At 68.2% G+C, this 19,545-nt stretch carries 15 protein-coding genes and 1 pseudogene; 8 read left to right on the top strand and 8 right to left on the bottom strand.

The genetic code is table 11. The features are described 5' to 3' along the window. The first annotated feature begins 98 nt into the window (after positions 1–98). The gene (locus tag WS66_RS10820; protein ID WP_059601172.1) at positions 99–3,737 is read left to right on the top strand and encodes a hydantoinase B/oxoprolinase family protein; all 3,639 of its coding nucleotides are present in this window, start codon (positions 99–101) and stop codon (positions 3,735–3,737) included. Positions 3,738–4,416: 679 nt separating this feature from the next. Beyond that, positions 4,417–6,420, top strand: a complete 2,004-nt coding sequence (pdeR, locus tag WS66_RS10815; protein ID WP_059601174.1) for a cyclic di-GMP phosphodiesterase — start codon at positions 4,417–4,419, stop codon at positions 6,418–6,420. Positions 6,421–6,471: 51 nt separating this feature from the next. Here the strand turns inward: pdeR and WS66_RS10810 are convergent, their stop codons facing one another. Continuing rightward, positions 6,472–7,335, bottom strand: coding sequence for a crotonase/enoyl-CoA hydratase family protein (locus tag WS66_RS10810; RefSeq protein ID WP_059601177.1), 864 nt, complete (start codon positions 7,333–7,335; stop codon positions 6,472–6,474). A 425-nt stretch (positions 7,336–7,760) separates the two neighbouring features. Here WS66_RS10810 and WS66_RS10800 point away from each other — a divergent pair. Continuing rightward, positions 7,761–8,480 (top strand): annotated as a pseudogene (locus WS66_RS10800) (hypothetical protein); the annotation flags it as partial. 42 nt (positions 8,481–8,522) lie between these two features. On the opposite strand, the gene WS66_RS34060 reads toward WS66_RS10800, so the two are convergent. Beyond that, entirely contained in the window at positions 8,523–8,681 is a 159-nt protein-coding gene (locus WS66_RS34060) for a hypothetical protein (protein ID WP_174909089.1), read from the bottom strand. A gap of 252 nt (positions 8,682–8,933) precedes the next feature. Here WS66_RS34060 and WS66_RS10790 point away from each other — a divergent pair, with 252 nt between their 5' ends. Then, positions 8,934–10,820 (top strand): DUF3857 domain-containing transglutaminase family protein, encoded by a 1,887-nt coding sequence (locus WS66_RS10790; RefSeq protein ID WP_108064671.1) that lies wholly within the window; start codon positions 8,934–8,936, stop codon positions 10,818–10,820. A 56-nt stretch (positions 10,821–10,876) separates the two neighbouring features. After that, positions 10,877–11,044 carry a hypothetical protein gene (locus WS66_RS34055; protein WP_175814644.1) on the top strand — a complete coding sequence of 56 codons (168 nt, stop codon included), beginning with the start codon at positions 10,877–10,879 and terminating at the stop codon, positions 11,042–11,044. Between the two features lie 93 nt (positions 11,045–11,137). Here WS66_RS34055 and WS66_RS10785 read toward each other — a convergent pair whose 3' ends face one another. Then, complete coding sequence (locus WS66_RS10785) at positions 11,138–12,187, bottom strand: AraC family transcriptional regulator (RefSeq protein WP_059601187.1); 1,050 nt, start codon at positions 12,185–12,187, stop codon at positions 11,138–11,140. Between the two features lie 70 nt (positions 12,188–12,257). On the opposite strand from WS66_RS10785, the gene WS66_RS10780 reads away from it, so the two are divergent. Beyond that, positions 12,258–13,469 carry an MFS transporter gene (locus WS66_RS10780; protein ID WP_059601189.1) on the top strand — a complete coding sequence of 404 codons (1,212 nt, stop codon included), beginning with the start codon at positions 12,258–12,260 and terminating at the stop codon, positions 13,467–13,469. Positions 13,470–13,607: 138 nt separating this feature from the next. Here WS66_RS10780 and WS66_RS10775 read toward each other — a convergent pair whose 3' ends face one another. Beyond that, positions 13,608–14,075, bottom strand: coding sequence for a MarR family winged helix-turn-helix transcriptional regulator (locus WS66_RS10775; RefSeq protein ID WP_059601191.1), 468 nt, complete (start codon positions 14,073–14,075; stop codon positions 13,608–13,610). An 82-nt stretch (positions 14,076–14,157) separates the two neighbouring features. On the opposite strand from WS66_RS10775, the gene WS66_RS10770 reads away from it, so the two are divergent. Beyond that, positions 14,158–14,526: a hypothetical protein gene (locus WS66_RS10770; protein WP_059601193.1), complete on the top strand. Its 369-nt coding sequence runs from the start codon at positions 14,158–14,160 to the stop codon at positions 14,524–14,526. 94 nt (positions 14,527–14,620) lie between these two features. Then, positions 14,621–15,238 (top strand): glutathione S-transferase family protein, encoded by a 618-nt coding sequence (locus tag WS66_RS10765; RefSeq protein WP_059601195.1) that lies wholly within the window; start codon positions 14,621–14,623, stop codon positions 15,236–15,238. Between the two features lie 72 nt (positions 15,239–15,310). Here WS66_RS10765 and WS66_RS10760 read toward each other — a convergent pair whose 3' ends face one another. The 4 genes from WS66_RS10760 to WS66_RS10745 form a co-directional block, all read right to left on the bottom strand. Then, on the bottom strand, positions 15,311–16,033 hold the full coding sequence (locus WS66_RS10760; RefSeq protein ID WP_059601198.1) for an HAD family hydrolase: 723 nt from the start codon (positions 16,031–16,033) through the stop codon (positions 15,311–15,313). Between the two features lie 28 nt (positions 16,034–16,061). Next, positions 16,062–17,033, bottom strand: coding sequence for an ornithine cyclodeaminase family protein (locus WS66_RS10755; protein WP_059601201.1), 972 nt, complete (start codon positions 17,031–17,033; stop codon positions 16,062–16,064). A gap of 147 nt (positions 17,034–17,180) precedes the next feature. Next, complete coding sequence (locus WS66_RS10750; protein WP_059601202.1) at positions 17,181–18,311, bottom strand: DSD1 family PLP-dependent enzyme; 1,131 nt, start codon at positions 18,309–18,311, stop codon at positions 17,181–17,183. A 113-nt stretch (positions 18,312–18,424) separates the two neighbouring features. Further along, positions 18,425–19,351, bottom strand: coding sequence for a LysR family transcriptional regulator (locus WS66_RS10745; RefSeq protein ID WP_108064670.1), 927 nt, complete (start codon positions 19,349–19,351; stop codon positions 18,425–18,427). Between the last annotated feature and the right edge of the window lie 194 nt (positions 19,352–19,545).

The following is a 19,545-nucleotide window of genomic DNA, read 5'->3' as shown; positions in this document are numbered from 1 at the left end:
TTACCTCTCCCTGTTCATCGAAGCCCTCACGCGGCGCGCGACGCGCGCCGTGCGGCGGCGCTCGTCTTTCGAATCAACGACGCATCGAGTTCATCGCCATGACTGATCGACACATCTTCCCCGTTTCCTCCGACGCCGCGCGCTGGCAATTCTGGATCGACCGCGGCGGCACCTTCACCGACATCGTCGCGCGCCGGCCCGACGGCTCGCTCGTCACGCACAAGCTGCTGTCGGAGAACCCCGAGCAGTATCGCGATGCGGCCGTGGCCGGCATCCGCCACCTGCTCGGCCTCGCCGACGGCGAGCCGATTACGCCCGAACGCGTCGACATGGTGAAGATGGGCACGACGGTGGCGACCAATGCGCTGCTCGAACGCAAGGGCGAACGCATTGCGCTCGCGACGACGCGCGGCTTTCGCGACGTGCTGCGCATCGCGTACCAGAACCGCCCGCGCCTGTTCGACCTCGACATCGTGCTGCCCGATGCGCTGTACGAGACCGTCGTCGAAATCGACGAGCGGATCGGCGCGCACGGCGACGTCGTCGTGCCGCTCGACGTGCAGGGTGCGCAAGCAGCGTTGCGCCGCGTGTTCGACTCGGGCGTGCAGGCACTGGCCATCGTGCTCATCCACGGCTATCGCTACACGGCGCACGAACGCGCGCTGGCCGACCTCGCGCGCCGGATCGGCTTCACGCAAGTGTCGGTGTCGCACGAGGTGTCGCCGCTGATGAAGATGGTGTCGCGCGGCGACACGACCGTGGTCGACGCGTACCTGTCGCCCATCCTGCGCCGCTACGTCGAGCAGGTCGCGCACGAGATGCCCGGCGTGAACCTGCAGTTCATGCAGAGCAGCGGCGGCCTGACGCGCGCCGATGCGTTCCAGGGCAAGGACGCGATCCTGTCCGGCCCGGCCGGCGGCATCGTCGGAATGGTGCGCGCCGCGCGCGCGGCCGGCTTCGACCGCGTGATCGGCTTCGACATGGGCGGCACGTCGACCGACGTGTCGCACTACAACGGCGAATTCGAGCGCGTGTTCGAGACGCAGGTGGCCGGCGTGCGGATGCGCGCGCCGATGATGAGCATCCACACGGTCGCGGCCGGCGGCGGCTCGGTGCTCGGTTTCGACGGCGCGCGCCTGCGCGTCGGGCCCGAATCGGCCGGCGCGAACCCGGGGCCGGCCGCGTACCGGCGCGGCGGCCCGCTGACGGTGACCGACTGCAACGTGATGCTCGGCAAGATCCAGCCCGATCACTTCCCGCGCGTATTCGGCCCGCATGCGGACGAGCCGCTCGACCGCGACGTCGTGGTCGCGAAATTCGCCGCGCTCGCCGACGAGATCCACGCGGCGACCGGGCGGCGCGACACGCCCGAGGCGCTGGCCGAAGGGTTCCTGGAAATCGCGATCGGCAGCATGGCGAACGCGATCAAGAAGATCTCGGTGCAGCGCGGCCACGACGTGTCGCGCTACGTGCTGACGACGTTCGGCGGCGCGGGCGGCCAGCACGCGTGCGGCGTGGCCGACGCGCTCGGGATGACGCAGGTGTTCGCACATCCGCTCGCGGGCGTGCTGTCCGCCTACGGGATGGGGCTTGCCGACCAGACCGCGATGCGCGAGCGCGCGGTGGAGGCCGTGCTGTCCGATGAATCGTTGCCGGCGCTGAATGCCGCGCTCGACCGGCTGACCGACGAAGCCGTCGGCGCGCTGCTCGAACAGGGCGTGCCGCCGGAGCGCATCGCGACCGAGCGTCGCGTGCACCTGCGCTATCAGGGCACCGATTCCGCGCTCGACGTGCCGGCCGGCAGCGTCGCGGCGATGCAGCGGGCGTTCGAAGCCGCTTACCGGCAGCGTTACGCGTTCCTGATGCCCGGCACGCCGCTGGTCGCCGAACTGGCATCGGTCGAGGCGATCGGCCGCTCCGATGCGCCGGTCGAGATCGCACCGCTCGTGCCGCGCGACGAGGGCGCGGCGCCGCACGCGCACGGCGCCGTGCGTTTCTATTCCGGCGGCCAATGGCATGACGCGGCGCTGTACGTGCGCGACACGCTGCTCGCCGGCGACGCGATCGATGGCCCCGCGATCGTCGCGGAGAAGAACGGCACGACCGTCGTCGAACCCGGCTGGCGCGCGCGGATGACCGCGCAGGGCAATCTCGTGCTGACGCGCACGACGCCGCTGCCGACGCGCCGCTCGCTCGGCACCGACGCCGACCCGGTGCGGCTCGAGATCTTCAACAACCTGTTCATGTCGATCGCCGAGCAGATGGGGCTGCGGCTGCAGAACACCGCGTATTCGGTGAACATCAAGGAGCGGCTCGACTTCTCGTGCGCGATCTTCGACGGCGACGGCAACCTGATCGCGAACGCGCCGCACATGCCCGTGCACCTGGGCTCGATGGGCGAGAGCATCCGCACGGTGATCGAGCGCAACCGCGGCCGCATGCGCGACGGCGACGTGTTCATGCTGAACGACCCGTATCACGGCGGCACGCATCTGCCGGACGTGACCGTCATCACGCCGGTGTTCGCGGACGGCTCGGACACACCGCTGTTCTACGTCGGCTCGCGCGGCCACCACGCGGACATCGGCGGCACCACGCCGGGCTCGATGCCGCCCGATTCGACGCACATCGACGAAGAGGGCGTGCTGATCGACAACTGGCAGCTCGTGTCGGCGGGCGCGCTGCGCGATGCCGACACACGCGCGCTGCTCGCGTCGGGCCGCTATCCGGCGCGCAACGTCGAGCAGAACATGGCCGACCTGCGCGCGCAGATCGCGGCGAACCAGAAGGGCGTCGACGAACTGCGGCGGATGGTCGAGCAGTTCGGCCGCGACGTCGTGCTCGCGTTCATGCGACACGTGCAGGACAACGCGGAGGAGGCGGTGCGGCGCGTGATCGGTGCGCTGCAGGACGGCGCGTACCGCTATCCGCTCGACAACGGCGCGGAAATCCATGTCGCGATCCGCGTCGATCGCACGGCGCGCCGTGCGGAGATCGACTTCACCGGCACGTCCGCGCAGCTCGACAACAACTTCAACGCGCCGAAGGCCGTCTGCATGGCCGCGGTGCTGTACGTGTTCCGTACGCTGGTCGGCGACGACATCCCGCTGAACGCCGGCTGCCTGAAGCCGCTGACGGTGATCGTGCCGGCGCGCTCGATGCTGAACCCCGAGTATCCGGCGGCGGTCGTGTCGGGCAACGTCGAGACGTCGTCGGCGATCACCAACGCGCTGTACGGCGCGCTCGGCTGCGTCGCATCGAGCCAGGGAACGATGAACAACTTCACGTTCGGCAACGATCGCTACCAGTACTACGAGACCATCGCCGGCGGCAGCGGCGCGGGCGACGGTTTCGCGGGCGTCGGCGCGGTGCAGACGCACATGACGAACTCGCGGCTGACCGACCCGGAGGTGCTCGAGTGGCGTTTCCCGGTGCGGCTCGACTCGCATCGGCTGCGCGCGGGCTCCGGCGGCGGCGGGCGCTGGCGCGGCGGCGACGGCGCGGTGCGGCGGATCCGCTTCCTAGAACCGATGACCGCGTCGATCCTGTCGAACAACCGGATCCACGCACCGTTCGGCGCGGCGGGCGGCGAGGCCGGCGCGCTCGGCCGCAACACGATCGAGCGGGCGGACGGCACGGTCGAGACGCTCGAGCACGTCGGCCGCGCGCAGATGGCGCCGGGTGACGTGTTCGTCGTCGAAACGCCGGGCGGCGGCGGTTACGGCGCGGCGGGCTGAGCGGCGCGGCGAGGCGAAGCAACGCGCGGAAGCGGTGCGGCGGCGTGCCCGCCGGACGGTTTTTGCGCGTCGCGGCCGGGTAATCGCACCGGTTCCATCGCATGCCGCCGCCGTGCCTGCGCGAGGCGGCGATATGGTCGCTCGCACTAATCGGCCCGCTATTGCACGAGTCATGGGAATAATGACGCGCATTCCCGCATGAACGGAAGTGGAAATTCCCCATTCCGCGTGCCGCCCAATGCGATCCGACCCCGCCAGAACGCAATTGGGGGCAAATCGCTGACGGGCGATGGCGATTCCCCGCAAACGCCCGCCTGGCAAGGCGCGCCGAGGGATCCGCCGGCCCCGCTCAGGGCCGCTGCGAGCACCCGCGCGCCGGTCGCCGATCACGAAAAATCCCGCGTGCCAATCGAGTGCCGATTCCTTGACACCCCGTGTCAAATGTGAGTGCCAATCCTTGTCGTCATTTGATAAGATGGCTTCCATCATTCGCTTGGAAACCTGCGCGCGACATGCGCGAACGCCGGTTCGCATTGGTTGGAAACAAGTACGGAACGAGGGCCGCTGGCACAGTCATCACGACTGCCCCGCCGGGTACCCGCGCAGCGCGCCCGGGGATCGGTGGCGGCCGGCTCGCCTCCGTCTACACTGTGCGTTTTTTCTGGATCGGGGCGTGTCCATGGATGACGAAAACGATAGCGCCGTGCTCGAAGCGCATCTCGGTACGCGTAGCCCATGCTGGCGTCTCGGCAGCGACAGCAATGCGCTCGAACTGGCCGCCGTTCGCGGCCTGACCAATGTCGCGGTGGCACTGACCGGCGAGCAGGCTGCGCGGATCCGCGGGCTGACCGGCGTCACGTCGCACCTCGTGCTCGAACTCGCGCTGTTCGGCGATCCGGTCAGCCTCCATCTGGTCGGCCGGAAGGTCGATACCGCCAATTGGGCCGGCACGGCCTCCGCCTATTCCGATACCGCGTCCGTCGCGAGCGACCTCGCGCACGGGCTCGCGTTCGCCGAGCAGGTCGTGTCCGAAGTGAATTCGCTCGTCGTGATCCTCGACCGCAACGGCATGGTGCAGCGCTTCAACCGCCTGTGCGAGGAAGTGACGGGCAAGCGCGAGGTCGACGTGATCGGCCGCAGCGCGTTCGAGCTGTTCATGAGTCCCGAGCAGGGGGCGCAGTCACGCAGCAACATCACCGGCTTTTTCGAGAGCAACCGCTCGTTCGCGGTCGAGCGCTACATCAACACGGTCAACGGCCCGCGCCTGTTCCAGTTCCGCAACAAGTTCGTGCAGAGCGGCAGCGGCGTCGACGAGCAATATCTGATCTGCTCGGGCATCGATGTCACCGAGGAGCGCAAAGCGCAGCAGCGGCTCACCGAACTCGCGAATACCGACGTGCTGACCGGCTTGCCGAACCGTCATGCAATCAGCGAGCGCATTCGTGTCGCGCTGGCCGCGGACCGCACCGACGTGCGCGGCCAGGTCGGCATCCTGTTCCTCGATCTCGACAACTTCAAGCGCGTCAACGACCACTACGGGCACATCACCGGCGACCGCCTGCTGCAGGACGTGTCCGCGGTCATCGGCGGCTGCCTGCCGTCCGGCGCGACGCTCGCGCGGCTCGGCGGCGACGAATTCCTGGTGCTGTTCGAGCACGGCACGCGGCCGCTGCTCGAGGCGACCGCGCAGATCATCCTCGAGCGGCTGCGTACGCCGATCCACCTCGGGCTGGTGGAGGTCTACACGAGCTGCTCGATCGGCATCGCGATGTATCCGCAGCATGGCGATTCGCTCGAAACGCTGATCCGCAGCGCCGACACCGCGATGTACGTCGCGAAGGAAGAGGGCAAGCATACGTACCGCGTGTTCTCGCTGGAGATGAACCAGAAGGTCGCTAAGTACATGTGGCTCGACACGAACCTGCGCAAGGCGCTCGAGGAAGAGCAGTTCGTGCTGCACTACCAGCCGGTCGTCGACATCGCGACCGGCGACGTGCACAGCGTCGAGGCGCTGATCCGCTGGCAGTCGCCGGATCGCGGGCTCGTCGCGCCGATCGAGTTCATCCGTTTCGCGGAGGAGTCGGGGCTGATCGGGCCGCTCGGCCGCTGGGTGATGCGCACCGCGGCCGCGCAGGCCGCCGCGTGGAAGGCGAAGGGGCTCGGCGTGCGGATCGCGGTGAACGTGTCGGCGCGGCAGTTGCAGGACATGAACATCGTCGACCAGTTCGCGTCGATCCTCGACGGCGCGGGGCTGAAGCCGAGCCTCGTCGACATCGAGCTCACCGAAAGCAGCTTCATCGAGGACGAGGAATCGGCGCACGAGCTGATGAAGCAGTTCCGCCAGCTCGGCGCGGAGATTCACCTCGACGATTTCGGCACCGGCTATTCGTCGCTGTCGCAGTTGTCGCGGCTGCCGCTCGATTCGATCAAGCTCGATCGCACCTTCATCACGGGCATCGACCGCAACCCGCGCTCGCAGGCGCTGGTGCGCTCGGTCGTGTCGCTCGCGAAGGCGCTCAGTTTCTCGGTGGTCGCCGAAGGTGTCGAGACGCACGCGGAAGCCGAATTCCTGAAACAGATCAACGTCGATCACGCGCAGGGGTTCTACTTCGCGCGGCCGATGCCGGCCCAGGCGTTCGAGGCCTGGCTCGCGGAAACGAGAAAGCTCAGGCTGATCGCCTGAGCTCCACCGCATGACGGGCGCCGCTGCTTTCGCGGCGGCGCTTCGCTCACATCACACCGTGCGCAGCTTCGACACGCGCCGGTTCTGCAGCATCACCAGACGTTCCATGTACGCGAGATCCTTCGGCTCGATCGTGAACGCCGCGTGAACCCATTGCTCGGTGATGTCCATCAGCTCTGAACGCGTGAGATTGAACACGCGCTCGCGTGCGCGCAGCATCGCGCGGATGCCGTTCAGCTTCGGCTTCATCACGTCGATGAAGGTGCGCGTTGCGAGATACGCGTCGCCCGCGTCGAACGTCTGGTCGATCAGCCCGCGATCCTCGTACCACTCGGCCGCATGCGCCTCGCCGGACGAGATCAGCGATTCCGCGACCCCTCGGTCCGCCTTCCGTGCGACCAGCGAATAACCGCCCATGCCCGGGAACAGGTTGAACGCGATCTCGGGAAAGCCGAGTTTCACGCCCTTCTGCGCGAGCATGTAGTGGTGCGCGAGGGCGGCCTCGAAGCCGCCGCCCAGCGCGCTGCCCTCGACCATCGCGATCGAAATCGAACCGGTGCCGAAGCCCGTGTAGATCTCGTACACGCCGTCGATGCACGAGCGCGCGTAGGCCATCAACTGGTCGCGGCGGCCGCTGCGGATCGCGTCGACGAAGAAGCTCAGGTCGCCGCCGACGTTGAACAGCTCGGGGACGAGCGAGCCCGTCACCCAGAAGTCGAACGGCAGGCCCGAGTCGCGTGCGACGCGCGCGAGATGGATGATGTCGGTGACGAGTTGCTGGTTGAAACACGGCCGCGGCTCCGATCGCAGCATCATCCACATGACGTTGCGGCCTTCTTCGTAGAACGCGGTCAGTTGCGTGAGTTCGCCGGCTTCGTAAAACGGACGGCACGCCGGATGGGATTGGAGTTGCATGGTATGTCCTCGTGAGATGTGGTTTTCAAGAACCGCCGCGGCCGGCGTCGTGGAAACATGCCCCCGGGCGGCGCCGGCCGCGAGGCACCGCCATTGTTGCGCGCGCACAAATGTCGAATTGCGCGGAGCAACGCATGAACGGGACGCGAGTGGGCAGCGCGTTCGGCGCGAACCATGCGAGCCGTGCGAATGACGCAATCGATGTGATCGTTCGGCGGGAAAACGACGACGAGGAAGGCCGGGATTGGGCGCGGGGTCCGGGGCGCGCGGCGGTGAGGGTGGTCGGTGTGACGATGCGGTGAGCGTTCGCGCGACCGGGCCGTCGGCCGGTGCGGTTACGCGGCCGAGGGGCGGCGCGACATGTCGGTCGCTTACGCGTTGAAAGCGGCGCCGCGCCGTCGGTCGCGTCTCTTGGAATGTGCGGACTGGTGCGGCGGCCGATCTTCATCGGCTTCGTCGTCCTGCACTTCGGGCTGATCGTGTATGGCGTCGCCGTGCACGGCAGCAACCTCGCGACGATCGTGCCCGATGCTGTGCACGAGGCGCACGTGATGTCGCAGTCGCTCGGCGTGTTCGTGATGCTCGCGTTCTCGCTCGGCGGCGGCACCTATACGGGCCTCGAGGCCGTGTCGAACAACGTGAACATGCTCGCCGATCCGCGCGTGCACAACGGCAAGGTGACGATGTGGTACATGTCGACGTCGCTCGCGTTCACGGCAGGCGGCATCATCCTGCTGTACATGCTGTGGCACGCGCAGCCGGTCGAAGGCCAGACGCTCAACGCGGTCGTGTTCGGCAGCGTGATCGACCATCTCGGGCTCGGCTCGGCTCGGCTCGGCGTTCGCGTGGCACGCGCTGCTCGCGGCCGTGCTCGCGTTCGAGGCCGGGCTGCTGATGGTCGCCGCCACGGCATCGCCGCCGACTACCGGATCGCGTTCGGTACGAATCCCGTCGTGGAATTCATGAACCTCGCATCGTCGACGCTCGACGACTATCCGAACGCCGTGTGCTTCGCGAGCAAGCTGATCTTCAGGCGCGTGAACTTCCTGACCGCGTGGTTGCACAACCAGACACCGGTCGAGTTGCAGGCGCGCCTGCATGTCGAGGGCAAGCAGATGGTGCTGCTGCCGATGAACGTCGGGTAGCGGTGGCGCGGCAAGCGCGTGAGCGACTGCCGGTGGCAGCCGTCAGGGTTGATGATGCCGATGCGGGCGGTTGGGCCGCCGCAGCGGCGGATGACGGAATTTGGCTCTCAGCCGGTCGCGCCCCGGACGCTTGACGAAGAACAGCACGGCGAGCGCGACGAACGCCAGCAGCACGACGATTTCCACGATCCCGTTTTCCATGGTGCCTCCTCGTCGCGCGCGGACGATCCATCGCCGTCGTTCGGCGATCGAGCCGATGCCGGCGGCCGCACGCGATGACGCTTCCATGTCTCATTGTAGGTCGGCGCGCAACGGCTTGACGCGTGCGGGTGCGGCGCCCACACTGGCCGACACGAGGGGGCGCGGTCAGCCCTGTCCGCTGCGTGACCGCGCTTTCCTTGAACCGCGACGAGGTGCGATGTGGTGCGCTTTTCTGTCGGCCTGGCCGGCTGGATGCTGGCATGCGCCGCCGCGTTCGGCGCATCGAACGCCGTCGGTGCGACGCCGGGCGCGGGCCCGGCCGTGGACGCAGCGAACGACGTGGCCGACGAAGCACCCGTCACGCTCGTCAGCGATGTCCACGAATTCGTGATTCAGCACGACGGTTCGCTCGACGAGCACGACGATTCGACCTTGCGCGCGAACAACGCGAACGGCATCGATGCGGTCGCGCAGCGCTACGTGTGGTTCGACAAGAACCTGGAGAAGGTCGACCTGCTCGCGGCCGAGACGATCGACCGCGACGGCGTCGCGCATCCGGTCGGCCCCGACGGCATCCGCGACGTCCAGGAGCCGCGCTCGGCCGGCGCGCCGACGTTCCAGGACGGGTTGCTGCGCACGGTCGTGTTTCCGGGTGTCGAGGCCGGGTCGGGCACGCGCATCGCGTTCCGCAAGTCGCGCACGAGGCCGGTCAACGCGGGTTATTTCGGCTACTACGTCGAGCCGTCGCGCGAGCCGGTGGAGAACCAGCGGCTGATCTTCGACGTGCCGGCCGACATGACGCTGCACGCGGACGCGCGCGGATACGTCGCGCTGCCGCCCGTGACCGCGAACGGCCGCACGCGCTACGAATTCGACTACCGGCACGGCCCGTACGACCGCATCGAAAATGGTTCGATCGGTTACCCGACCTACGGCGACCGGCTCGTCGTGTCGACGCTGCCCGACTACGCGGCGTTCGCCGCGCGCTACCGCAACGCGGCCGTCGACCCGAGCGCGAACGATCCGGCCGTCGTGCAGCTCGCACGCGCGCTCACCGCCGACGCCGCCGATCCGCACGACAAGGCACGCATCCTGTACGACTGGGTGCAGGCGAACGTGCGCTACGTCGCGCTCTTTCTCGGCGAAACGGCCGCCGCGCCGCATCGCGTGACCGACATCCTGCGCAACCGCTACGGCGACTGCAAGGACCACGTCGCGCTGTTCGGCGCGTTGCTCGCGGCGGTCGGCATCCGCAGCGAACCGGTGCTGATCAATCTCGGCTCCGTGTACACGCTGCCGTCGGTGCCCGGTTACGGCGGCGGCGCGATCAATCACGCGATCACGTGGCTGCCCGATCTCGGCCGCTACGCCGACACGACGACGGCCGGCATCGCGTTCGGCTACCTGCCGCCGATCGTGATGGATCGGCCGGCGCTGCTCGTCGACACCGGCGTGCTGTCGCGCACGCCCGCCATGCAGCCGAAGCGCCGCACCGCGCGCGTGGCGATCGATGCCGTGCAACCGGGCGCCGCGCGGTTTCACGCGCTCGTCGAGGACGACGGCTGGACCGCCGAGCTCGAGCGCACGCTGTTTCGCCGCGCAGCGCCCGACCGCATCCGGCAGCTCGCGAACGAACGCTTGCGGCAAAGCGGGCTGCGCGGTCGCGCACGGATCACGACGAGCGATCGTCGTGCGACGGGCGGCCCGTTCGATGTGACGTATGACGGCACGCTCGATCACTTCGTGTGGCCCGACGGCACGACCGCCGTGCCCGTGCTGTCGAGCCTCACGGGCGGCATCGCGACGCAGGTCGAGGGCTGGCTGGCCGAACCCGTGCGCACGCAGCCGTGGACGTGCATCGGCGGCCGTTTCGAGGAGACCGGCCAGATCGCGCTGCCGGCCGACGTTGCGGTGAGCGACCTGCCGACCGATGCGGCCGTGCACGACCGCTTCGTCGACTTCGCGTCGCATTACGTATTCGATGCGGCCACGCGGATCGTGCAGGTCACGCGGCGGATGACGGCCGAATTCGGCCGCCAGGTCTGCACGCCCGACGAGTTCACGGCGCTGCGCGCGTCGCTCGAACGCATCGAACGCGACACGCAGGCGCAGATCGTCGTGCGGGCGAAAGGGCATTGAGCGGGCAGCGGCAATGAGCGCGTCGCCGTCATCGGCCGGCGCGCAGGAGGGACATCATGACGGAACGGGAACACGAGATCGCCGACCTGGCGAAGGAATTGCTGGGCCGGATCGTGCAGGGCGCGATGACGAACGGCGAGCCGGTCGATGCGCAACAGTGCGCGGCATTGGCCGTGGAGTGCGCGACGGCGCTGGTGGACACGCTCGACGCGCACAGCGGTTGAACGCAATCGTCACGGGCGACGGCGCATCGAGCGATGCCGGCGTGACTCGGCAGGCGTTCGCTTGGCCCCGCGCTGCACGCGAAGCGTTACACGTCACACGTCGGCGTGCGTGTCGCCTTCGGCACGCACGGCGCCCGGCGGCCTGCCGACCACGCGCTTGAACGCACGGCTGAACGCGGCCAGCGAACCATAGCCGAGCCGGTACGCGACGGCTTCGATCGTCTCGCCCTCGCGCGCGATCCACTGCGCGGCGAGCCGCATCCGCAGCTCGGTCAGGTAGCGCACGGGCGTCATCCCGGTCGCCGCGAGAAAGCGCTCGGCGAACACCGAGCGCGACACGCCCGCTTCGGCGGCCAGCTCCGCGACGCTCCAGTTGCGGCCCGGGTCGCGATGCAGCGCGACGATCGCGCGGCCCAGCTTCGGCTCGCGCAGCGCCTGCACCCAGCCCGTCGCGTCGCCGCATCCGCACTCGACCCAGCCGCGCACGATGAATGCCGCGACCACGTCCGCGAGCCGCGCGAGGATGCCCGCGAAGCCCGCGCGCTCGGAGCACGATTCACGTTCCATCGCGTCGAGCATCGGGCGGATTTCCGGGTAGCGCGCGAGCAGCGTGCCGACGTGCATGAACTCGGGCATCGCGCCGACCAGCGGCTGCATGCCGCCGAGGTCGAGCTCCATGCATGCGCTGAAGATCAGCGCGTCGCCGGCGCCCGGCTCCGTCGTTGCGCAGGCCGCGGGCGACGTGCCGGCCGATGCCACCGATGCGACCGTATCGCAGATCTTCGCGGCTTCGAAGCCGTGGATCTCGCGGCACGGCGCATCCGGATCGGACACCAGCGCATGCATGCGCCCGTGCGGCAGCAGGATTGCATCGCCGGCCTCGAGCCGCATCGTTGCGCCGGCTTCGTCGCGCAGCAGCACGGGTCCGCGCCCGACGAAATGGAACTGCGCGCGGCCCGGCGCCTGGCCGAAGCTCAGCCCGAACGGCCGTGCGACCTGGATGCGGCGGTACTGGACGCCGCTCAGGCGCATCCCCAGCAGCAGCTCGCTGACGAGGTCGTGCACGTCGGGGACGGGAGGAAGCAGGGGCTCGGACATCGCGAAATTCGGACGATCGATCAATAAGAACGGATTGTATGTCATAGACCGTCCTGTCGTCGTTCCTTACGATACGCCGTCATCAGTATTTTCCCTACACGACTCGGAACGACGCATGAATCCCGGAATCTCCTCTGCCGCCAGCACGGCGGCCCCCCGCGAGCCGGCCTGGGGCGCTGTCTTCGCGATGACGCTTGGCGTGTTCGGTCTCGTCACCGCCGAATTCCTGCCCGCGAGCCTGCTCACACCGATGGCCGACAGCCTCGGCGTGACCGAAGGCGTGGCCGGCCAGGCCGTCACGGCCACCGCGACGGTCGCGCTCGTCACGAGCCTGCTGATCTCGGCGCTGACGCGCACGATCGACCGCCGGCGCGTGCTGCTCGCATTCTCGCTGCTGCTCGTCGCGTCCAATCTCGCGGTCGCGTTCGCGCCCAACCTGACGACGCTGCTGATCGGCCGCGTCGTGCTCGGCGTCGCGCTCGGCGGCTTCTGGACGATGGCGACCGCCACCGCGATGCGGCTCGTGCCGACGGCGATGGTGCCGCGCGCGCTGTCGATCATCTTCAGCGGCGTGGCGGTCGCGACGATCGCCTCCGCGCCGATGGGCAGTTATTTCGGGCACCTGATCGGCTGGCGCAACGTGTTCCTGATCGCGGCCGGGCTCGGCGGTCTCGCGTTCGCGTCGCAGGTGATGACGCTGCCGTCGATGCCGCCGAGCGGCACGACGCGGCTGCGCACGCTCGTCGACGTGCTGCGCCGGCCGACCGTCGGCCTCGGGATGTTCGCGACGATCCTCGTGTTCACCGGTCATTTCGCGTTCTTCACGTATCTGCGGCCGTTCCTCGAACAGGTCGCCGGCGTTGGCGTGAACGGGCTGTCGGCGATCCTGCTCGGCTACGGCATTGCCAATTTCGTCGGCACGTCGCTCGCGGGCCGCGTGCTCGAACACCGGTTGCGGCCGATGCTGATCGGGATGCCCGCGCTGATGGTCGTGCTCGGCGTCGCGCTCGTCGCGCTCGGCCGCGCACCGATGATCGACGCGGTGCTCGTGGCGTTGTGGGGGATGGCGTTCGGCGGCGTGCCGGTCGCTTGGTCGACGTGGGTCACGCGCACCGTGCCCGATGAGGCCGAAAGCGCGGGCGGGCTGATCGTCGCGGCGATCCAGCTCGCGATCGCGACGGGCGCGGCGGCAGGCGGCGTCGTGTTCGACGCGAACGGCGCGGGCGGCGTGTTCCTGGGCGCGGCCGCGGTGCTGGCCGTGGCGGTCGCGACGATCGTGACCGGCGTGCCGAAGCGGGTGGGCGTGGCGCCGGCGCTCGCCGAGTGAGATGCATGCGGGCGATCGACGCGAGCGCGGATCGGCCTGCTGTTCGGACCGGGGAGAAACCGGCGTGTCTGGATGAAGTGACCCGCGCGGGCACGCTGCACGTTGCGGCGCGCCCGCTGTCACCGCGTGCGCGCCGCGTCAGCCGCGCGTAGCCGGATCCTCCGACAGCGCGCGCAACTGCCCGCGCAACACATCGACTTCGCCCGCTGCGAACGGTCGTTCGATCTCGGCGTGCGTTTGCTGCCATAGCGGGAACGCTTCGGCCAGCAACTGATGGCCGGCCGGTGTGAGTTCGAGCAGGCGGCTGCGCTTGTCGTTCGGATCCTGCGTGATCGTGAGCAGCCCGCGCCGCTCGAGCGGCTTGAGCGCGGCGGTGAGCGTGGTGCGGTCCATCGCGAGCAATGACGCGACCGATTTCATCGCGGCCGGCTGCGGCCGGTTCAGCGACATCAACAGCGAAAACTGGCCGTTGGTGAGATCCAGCGGACGCAGCACATCGTCGAAGATGCGCGCGAGATTACGCGCCGCGCGCTGCATGTGCAGGCACAGGCAGCAATCGCGCACCATCAGCGTCGTTTCGAAAGGGAGCTGTTCTTTGCGTGCCATGTTGCAATTGTGTTGATATCAACCTATTGTGTCAAGGGCGGGGAGCGGCAGCCCGTCGTTCCCGCCATCGGACGGAGGAAGCATGAGTGCGCAACAACAGTTGTATCTCGCGGTATTCCTCGGCAGCAAGCATAGCCCGGGCATGAAGGCGTGGATGGCGCTGCCCGAGGACGAGCGGCGTGCGCGGGAGCGCGAGGGGATCGCCGCGTGGCACGCGTGGGTCGACCGGCATCGCGATGCGATCGTCGAGCTCGGCGGGCCGCTCGGCAAGACCAAGACCATCGGCGCGGGCGGCGTGACGGACACCACCAATGCGATGAGCGGCTTCACCGTCGTGCGCGCCGCATCGCACGACGCGGCCGCCGCGCTGTTCGAAGGCCATCCGCATTTCACGCTGTTCCCTGGCGACGCGATCGACGTGATGCCGGTGCTCGCGGTGCCGGGCATGTGAGCGGCGACAGGCGCTGCGTGCGCGGTCGTCGCGGCCGATGGGCCGTCGCCTGCGCGCGGCGATTTTCCCCGACATTATCGATGGAGACATTGCGATGAAGCTCTACGGATTCGCCGGCACGCGCTCGCAACGCGCGCTCTGGGGGCTCAAGGAACTGGATGCGGATTTCGAGTTCGTGTCGGTCAACCTGCTCGAGGGCGAGCACAAGCGGCCCGAATTCCTGCGCCTCAATCCCGCCGGCAAGGTGCCCGTGCTCGTGGACGGCGACCTGGTGATTCCCGAGTCGGCCGCGATCGTGCTGTATCTCGCGGACAAGTACCCGGAGAAGGCGCTGTTGCCCGTCGATCTGGCGCTGCGCGCGCAGGCCTATCGGTGGGTGATGTTCGCGGTGACGGAGCTTGAACAGCCGCTGTGGCGGATTACGCGCCATTCGTTCCTCTATCCGCCCGAAAAGCGCTCGCCGGCCGATATCGAGCTGGCGCGTGAGGATTTCGCGACGATGGCCGCGATCCTCGACAAGCATCTCGAAGGACGCGAATTCATCGTCGGCGACGCGTTGACGGTGGCCGATTGCGTGACGGTCTACCTGATCGACTGGGCGAGCGAATGCCACCTGATCGAACCGTTCCCGCAATTGCGCGCGTATCTCGAGCGGCTTTATGCGCGACCGAAGGCGCCGCAACGGATCGCGGACGCGCGCAAGGCGGCGTGAAACGGTGGTCGGTCGTGCCGATGGGGGCGATCGACCTCGACCGCGCGAACTCGCAGCCTTGCGGGCTCGCGGTTACGACGCGTCGACGGGGCCGCCGAGCGCACGGCACAGCGCCGACAAGTCACGAACGGTCAGATGTGGGGACGGGGCACGCCGCGCGGCGTGCTCCGCTTCCGTCCCCGGGTGGCGCACGACCCATGCTGCCTGCAGTCCCGCATTCAACGCGCCGACGATATCGAGGCGAAAGTCGTCGCCGACGTGGAGCAGTTCCGCCGCAAGCACGCCGAGTTTCGCGGCGGCCGCATGGAAGATTTCCGGCTCGGGTTTCGCGAACCCGCACGCACGCGCGCTGAGCGTTTCGCGGAAGAACTCGCCGCCGCCGGTCAGCCGAAGGTCCGCATTGCCGTTCGTCACCGCGATCAGCGGAAATCGCGCGCTCAACCACTCGAGCGCCGGCAATGCATCGTCGAAGAACTCGACCTGGTTTCGCATGGAATAGAACACGTCGTACGCGCGGTCGGTCAGCGTGACGTCTTCGTTCGCGCGTTCGAGCGCAAGCCGGATCGATCCGATGCGCAACGCGCGAAAGTCGCTGACGAGGTCCGGCCGCGAGCGTTCGTATTCGATGCGCAGCTGGCCCAGTGCCTGCGACGTGGGCACGACGCTCGCGGTAGCGGGCGCGTGCGCGATCAGCCACGCATGCAGCGACGCCTCGGCCCGTTCGACGGACGGTCCGAACGGCCAAAGCGTGTCGTCGAGATCGAACGAGAGGGCGGAAACTCTGGATAGGCGCATGGCGATGGAAGATAGCACGCAGTGCCGTTCACCACGGCCACGGGATCGAACGTCCCGCGTCGTTTTCGACGGCCTGCCGGTACAGGAAACGCGCAACGGTCAGGTCCTGCAGCGCGAGTCCCGTCATGTCGAACACGGTGATCTCGTCCGGCGATCGATCAACGGGCACGGTGCCGGCAAGCACGTCGCCGATTTCAGCACGCGGCAGATCGGGCGCCCATTGGCATTCGCCGATGCTGCGCGCCTGCTCGTGATCGTCCACGAAAATGCGCGCGCGCGCCAATACGCCTTCGGGAAGCTCGCGCTTGCCCGCGGTGTCCGCGCCGACGCAGGTCAGGTGGGTGCCGGGCTGAACCGCGTCCGCGTCGAACAGCGGGCCGCCGCCCGGCGTTGCCGTGATGACCACATCGCTGTCGGCCACGGCATCGTTCCGGTCCCGTGCGACACGGATGTCGCAACGTTCGCGGAATGCCGATTCGAACACCGCGTCCGGTTCGCCGCTGACGTTCACATACTGCACCGAGCACCGTTGCGGCAGCAGACTGAGCGCGTAGTCGAGCTGGACGCGCGCCTGCACGCCGGTGCCGAACACGCAGATGCGGGTGCTGTCGCGGCGTGCCAGCGCCTGCAGGCCGAGGCCGCCGGCCGCACCGGTCCGGGCGGTGGTGATCGCATTGCCGTCCATGATGCAGAGCGGACGGCCGGTGGCCGGATCGAACAGCGCGATCGTCGCCTGATGCGGCTCGCCGCCCCGGCTTCGATTACCGGGCCAGAAACCGGCTGCCTTGAAGCCGAGCAGATCCTGGCCAGCGACGTCGCCGGACTTGATGCCGAACACGCCGCCGGTGTGCAATCTTTCGCGCACGACCGGGAACACGCGCCCCGCACGTCGACTGTGCAGCACGAAGGCTTCGCGCACCGCCGCCATCACCGGTTCGGCTTGAAGGGCCGGTTCGACGACATCCCGGTCGAGAAGAAGGAGGTGGGCGTCAGTCAGCATGGTGGGAGAGCCTGTCGGATGCGATGCGAATCGCGATCTTTAAAGTTTGTATAGTTTTGGAAAAATAGTCAATTCCGATCGGGCGACGGTGCGGTGGCCGGTTTCGTCGTTCGACATCCGCTGCACCGATCGTCGCCTTCAGGTGTCCTACCATCCGTAGAAGCGCGGCCAGGTCTGCACGGTGCCGTCGCTGCCCAGCGCGTGGTATTCCGGGTGCTGCGCACCGGTCGCGCATGCGTGGTTCGGGAGGATCCGCAAACGGGTGCCGATCGGAAACCGCTTTGCGATCGCGGTGTCGGCCATTCCCGCGCGAGACACGATGCCGTGCTCCTGGTTGGCCGCGCTCATCACGTACTCGCCGAGCACTTCACCGTCTTCGGTACACACCTGCCCGTAACCGAAATCCCGCGCCTGCCGCTGCGTGCCGCGATCGCGGCTCATCGCCATCCAGCCCGCGTCGACGATGGCCCAGCCTTTTTCTTCCTGGTGTCCGATGACGGTGGTCAGCACCGACAGCGCGATGTCGGACAGCGCGCACACACCGACGTTGTGCATCACGAGGTCGAACAGCACGTACACGCCCGCGCGGACTTCTGTCACGCCGTCGAGGTGCTCCGCGGACAACGCGGTCGGCGTCGAACCGATGCTCACGATCGGGCAGGGCAACCCCGCGGCCCTGAGGCGTTCCGCGGCGCGCACGGTCCGGCTGCGCTCCTGTTCGGCGATCGCGACCAGCGCGTCGCGGGTGTCGTAGTCGTAGCTGGAGCCGGCATGCGCGAGCACGCCGCCGAGCGTCACCCCGCCGTCGACCAGCGCGCGGCCGACGTCGATCAGCAGATCGTCGTCGGGCACGATCCCCGAGCGGTGACCGTCGACGTCGACTTCGATCCAGACTTCGAAGCGCTCGCCGTGCTCGCGCCCGAATTCGGCGATGGCGTGCGCGGTCTGCAGGCTGTCGGCGACGATCTTCAGGTCGCAGCCCTGCCGGCGCAGCGCGAGCGCCTGGCCGAGCCTGGCGGGAATCATCCCGACCGCATAGACGATGTCGCGTACGCCGCCCGCGAAGAATTGTTCGGCCTCCTTAAGCGTCGACACCGTGATGCCCTGCGCACCGGCCGCGATTTGCGCGTCGACGACATGCTGGCATTTGGTGGTCTTCACGTGCGGCCGGAACCTGACGCCGAGTGCGTCCAGATGCGCCTGCATGCGCGCGATGTTATGACGCATGCGACCGACGTCGATCAATGCGGCGGGGGTATTCGGAAGCGGAATGACCATAGTGCGTTGCCTCGGTGGTTTGCCGACAGCGAACACTGTAGGGTGTTTGGCCAGAAGCGTGTTTAACGTGTGCCAAATCGATCATTAAGCGCGATTTAATCGCGGGAAGCCGCTCACGCCTTGCCGCGCCACGGCGGCGGATCGAAAAATCGCGTCGCGGCTTCGAGGAAGACCCGTTGCCGCGCGGAGCGGCCGGTGCGCGACGGCAGCAGCGCGGTCACTGGCGCGGGCGGCAGATGCCAGTCGGGCAGCAGCCTGACCAGCTTGCCGCTGGCCAGCAGCGGCGCGACGTCCCACTCGGAGCGTTCGACGATGCCGAGCCCGGCCAGTGCCCAGTCGGTGATGACGGTGCCGTCGTTCGACGAAAGCGCGCCCGTGACGCGAATCACCGCCGATCGCCTGGATTCGCCCTTGCCATCGCCGGCTTGCGAGAAGCGCCAGCGCGGAACGTCCTCGTCGTTTTCGCGCAGGCACAGGCAGTCGTAGCGGGCGAGATCGGACGGATGGTCCAGTTCGTTGATGCGCCGCGCGTAACCGGGGCTCGCGCACAGGAAGCGCTCGTTGGGCGCGAGCGGATGGCCGATCCACGACGACGACTTCAGGCTGCCGACATGGACGACCACGTCGGCCCCCGACGCGCTGGTCAGCGGACTCTCCGACAGGTGCAGCGAGATTTCGAGCTTCGGATGCGCGCGTTGGACGTCACGCACGATCCGCGCGACGTACTTGCGCCCGAAGCCGAACGGCGCGACGACGCGCAGCGTGCCCTGCACGTCGCCGTGATCGCCGGAAATGTTGGCCGGCAGTGCCTCGACGCGCTCGAGAATCCCGACGGCTTCCTGGTACAGCCGCTGACCCTCGTCGGTCAATGCGATCCCTTTCGGCCGCCGCACGGCGAGCCGGACATTGAGTCGCGCCTCCATCCGCTGCAGGCGGATCGTGACCGCGGGCGGGGTGAGGTCGAGCAGGCGCGCGGCGGATGCCAACGAGTGCGACGCGCCGATCGCGCGCACGAGTCGAAGATCGTCGAGGTCGAGCATTTCGTGTCTTTTAATGCTGATGTTGCCGAGCATTAAACACCACATCGCATGATGAATCCATCGACGCATGTTCGGATATCGACAAGCGTTTGTGAGGATCGACGTGCGGGAATGCCTGCCCGGCGAACGGGGTTGGCGTTGACCGGGCCATCGCGCAGGGAAAGCGGGATGACGCTGCGTCACCCCGCACGCCG

The sequence above is a fragment of the Burkholderia sp. LA-2-3-30-S1-D2 genome, from assembly GCF_001523915.2.
GTDB classification, from domain to species: domain Bacteria; phylum Pseudomonadota; class Gammaproteobacteria; order Burkholderiales; family Burkholderiaceae; genus Burkholderia; species Burkholderia diffusa.
The sequence above is the reverse complement of the archived record's forward strand: the minus strand, read 5'-3'. Positions and strand labels throughout refer to the sequence as shown.

What these genes read in the sequence shown, in the direction of transcription:
- WS66_RS10820 (WP_059601172.1), top strand. Translation starts at nt 99, where the DNA reads ATGACTGATCGACACATCTTCCCCGTTTCCTCCGACGCCGCGCGCTGG.
- pdeR (WP_059601174.1), top strand. Translation starts at nt 4,417, where the DNA reads ATGGATGACGAAAACGATAGCGCCGTGCTCGAAGCGCATCTCGGTACG.
- WS66_RS10810 (WP_059601177.1), bottom strand. Translation starts at nt 7,335, where the DNA reads ATGCAACTCCAATCCCATCCGGCGTGCCGTCCGTTTTACGAAGCCGGC.
- WS66_RS34060 (WP_174909089.1), bottom strand. Translation starts at nt 8,681, where the DNA reads ATGGAAAACGGGATCGTGGAAATCGTCGTGCTGCTGGCGTTCGTCGCG.
- WS66_RS10790 (WP_108064671.1), top strand. Translation starts at nt 8,934, where the DNA reads ATGCTGGCATGCGCCGCCGCGTTCGGCGCATCGAACGCCGTCGGTGCG.
- WS66_RS34055 (WP_175814644.1), top strand. Translation starts at nt 10,877, where the DNA reads ATGACGGAACGGGAACACGAGATCGCCGACCTGGCGAAGGAATTGCTG.
- WS66_RS10785 (WP_059601187.1), bottom strand. Translation starts at nt 12,187, where the DNA reads ATGACATACAATCCGTTCTTATTGATCGATCGTCCGAATTTCGCGATG.
- WS66_RS10780 (WP_059601189.1), top strand. Translation starts at nt 12,258, where the DNA reads ATGAATCCCGGAATCTCCTCTGCCGCCAGCACGGCGGCCCCCCGCGAG.
- WS66_RS10775 (WP_059601191.1), bottom strand. Translation starts at nt 14,075, where the DNA reads ATGGCACGCAAAGAACAGCTCCCTTTCGAAACGACGCTGATGGTGCGC.
- WS66_RS10770 (WP_059601193.1), top strand. Translation starts at nt 14,158, where the DNA reads ATGAGTGCGCAACAACAGTTGTATCTCGCGGTATTCCTCGGCAGCAAG.
- WS66_RS10765 (WP_059601195.1), top strand. Translation starts at nt 14,621, where the DNA reads ATGAAGCTCTACGGATTCGCCGGCACGCGCTCGCAACGCGCGCTCTGG.
- WS66_RS10760 (WP_059601198.1), bottom strand. Translation starts at nt 16,033, where the DNA reads ATGCGCCTATCCAGAGTTTCCGCCCTCTCGTTCGATCTCGACGACACG.
- WS66_RS10755 (WP_059601201.1), bottom strand. Translation starts at nt 17,033, where the DNA reads ATGCTGACTGACGCCCACCTCCTTCTTCTCGACCGGGATGTCGTCGAA.
- WS66_RS10750 (WP_059601202.1), bottom strand. Translation starts at nt 18,311, where the DNA reads ATGGTCATTCCGCTTCCGAATACCCCCGCCGCATTGATCGACGTCGGT.
- WS66_RS10745 (WP_108064670.1), bottom strand. Translation starts at nt 19,351, where the DNA reads ATGCTCGACCTCGACGATCTTCGACTCGTGCGCGCGATCGGCGCGTCG.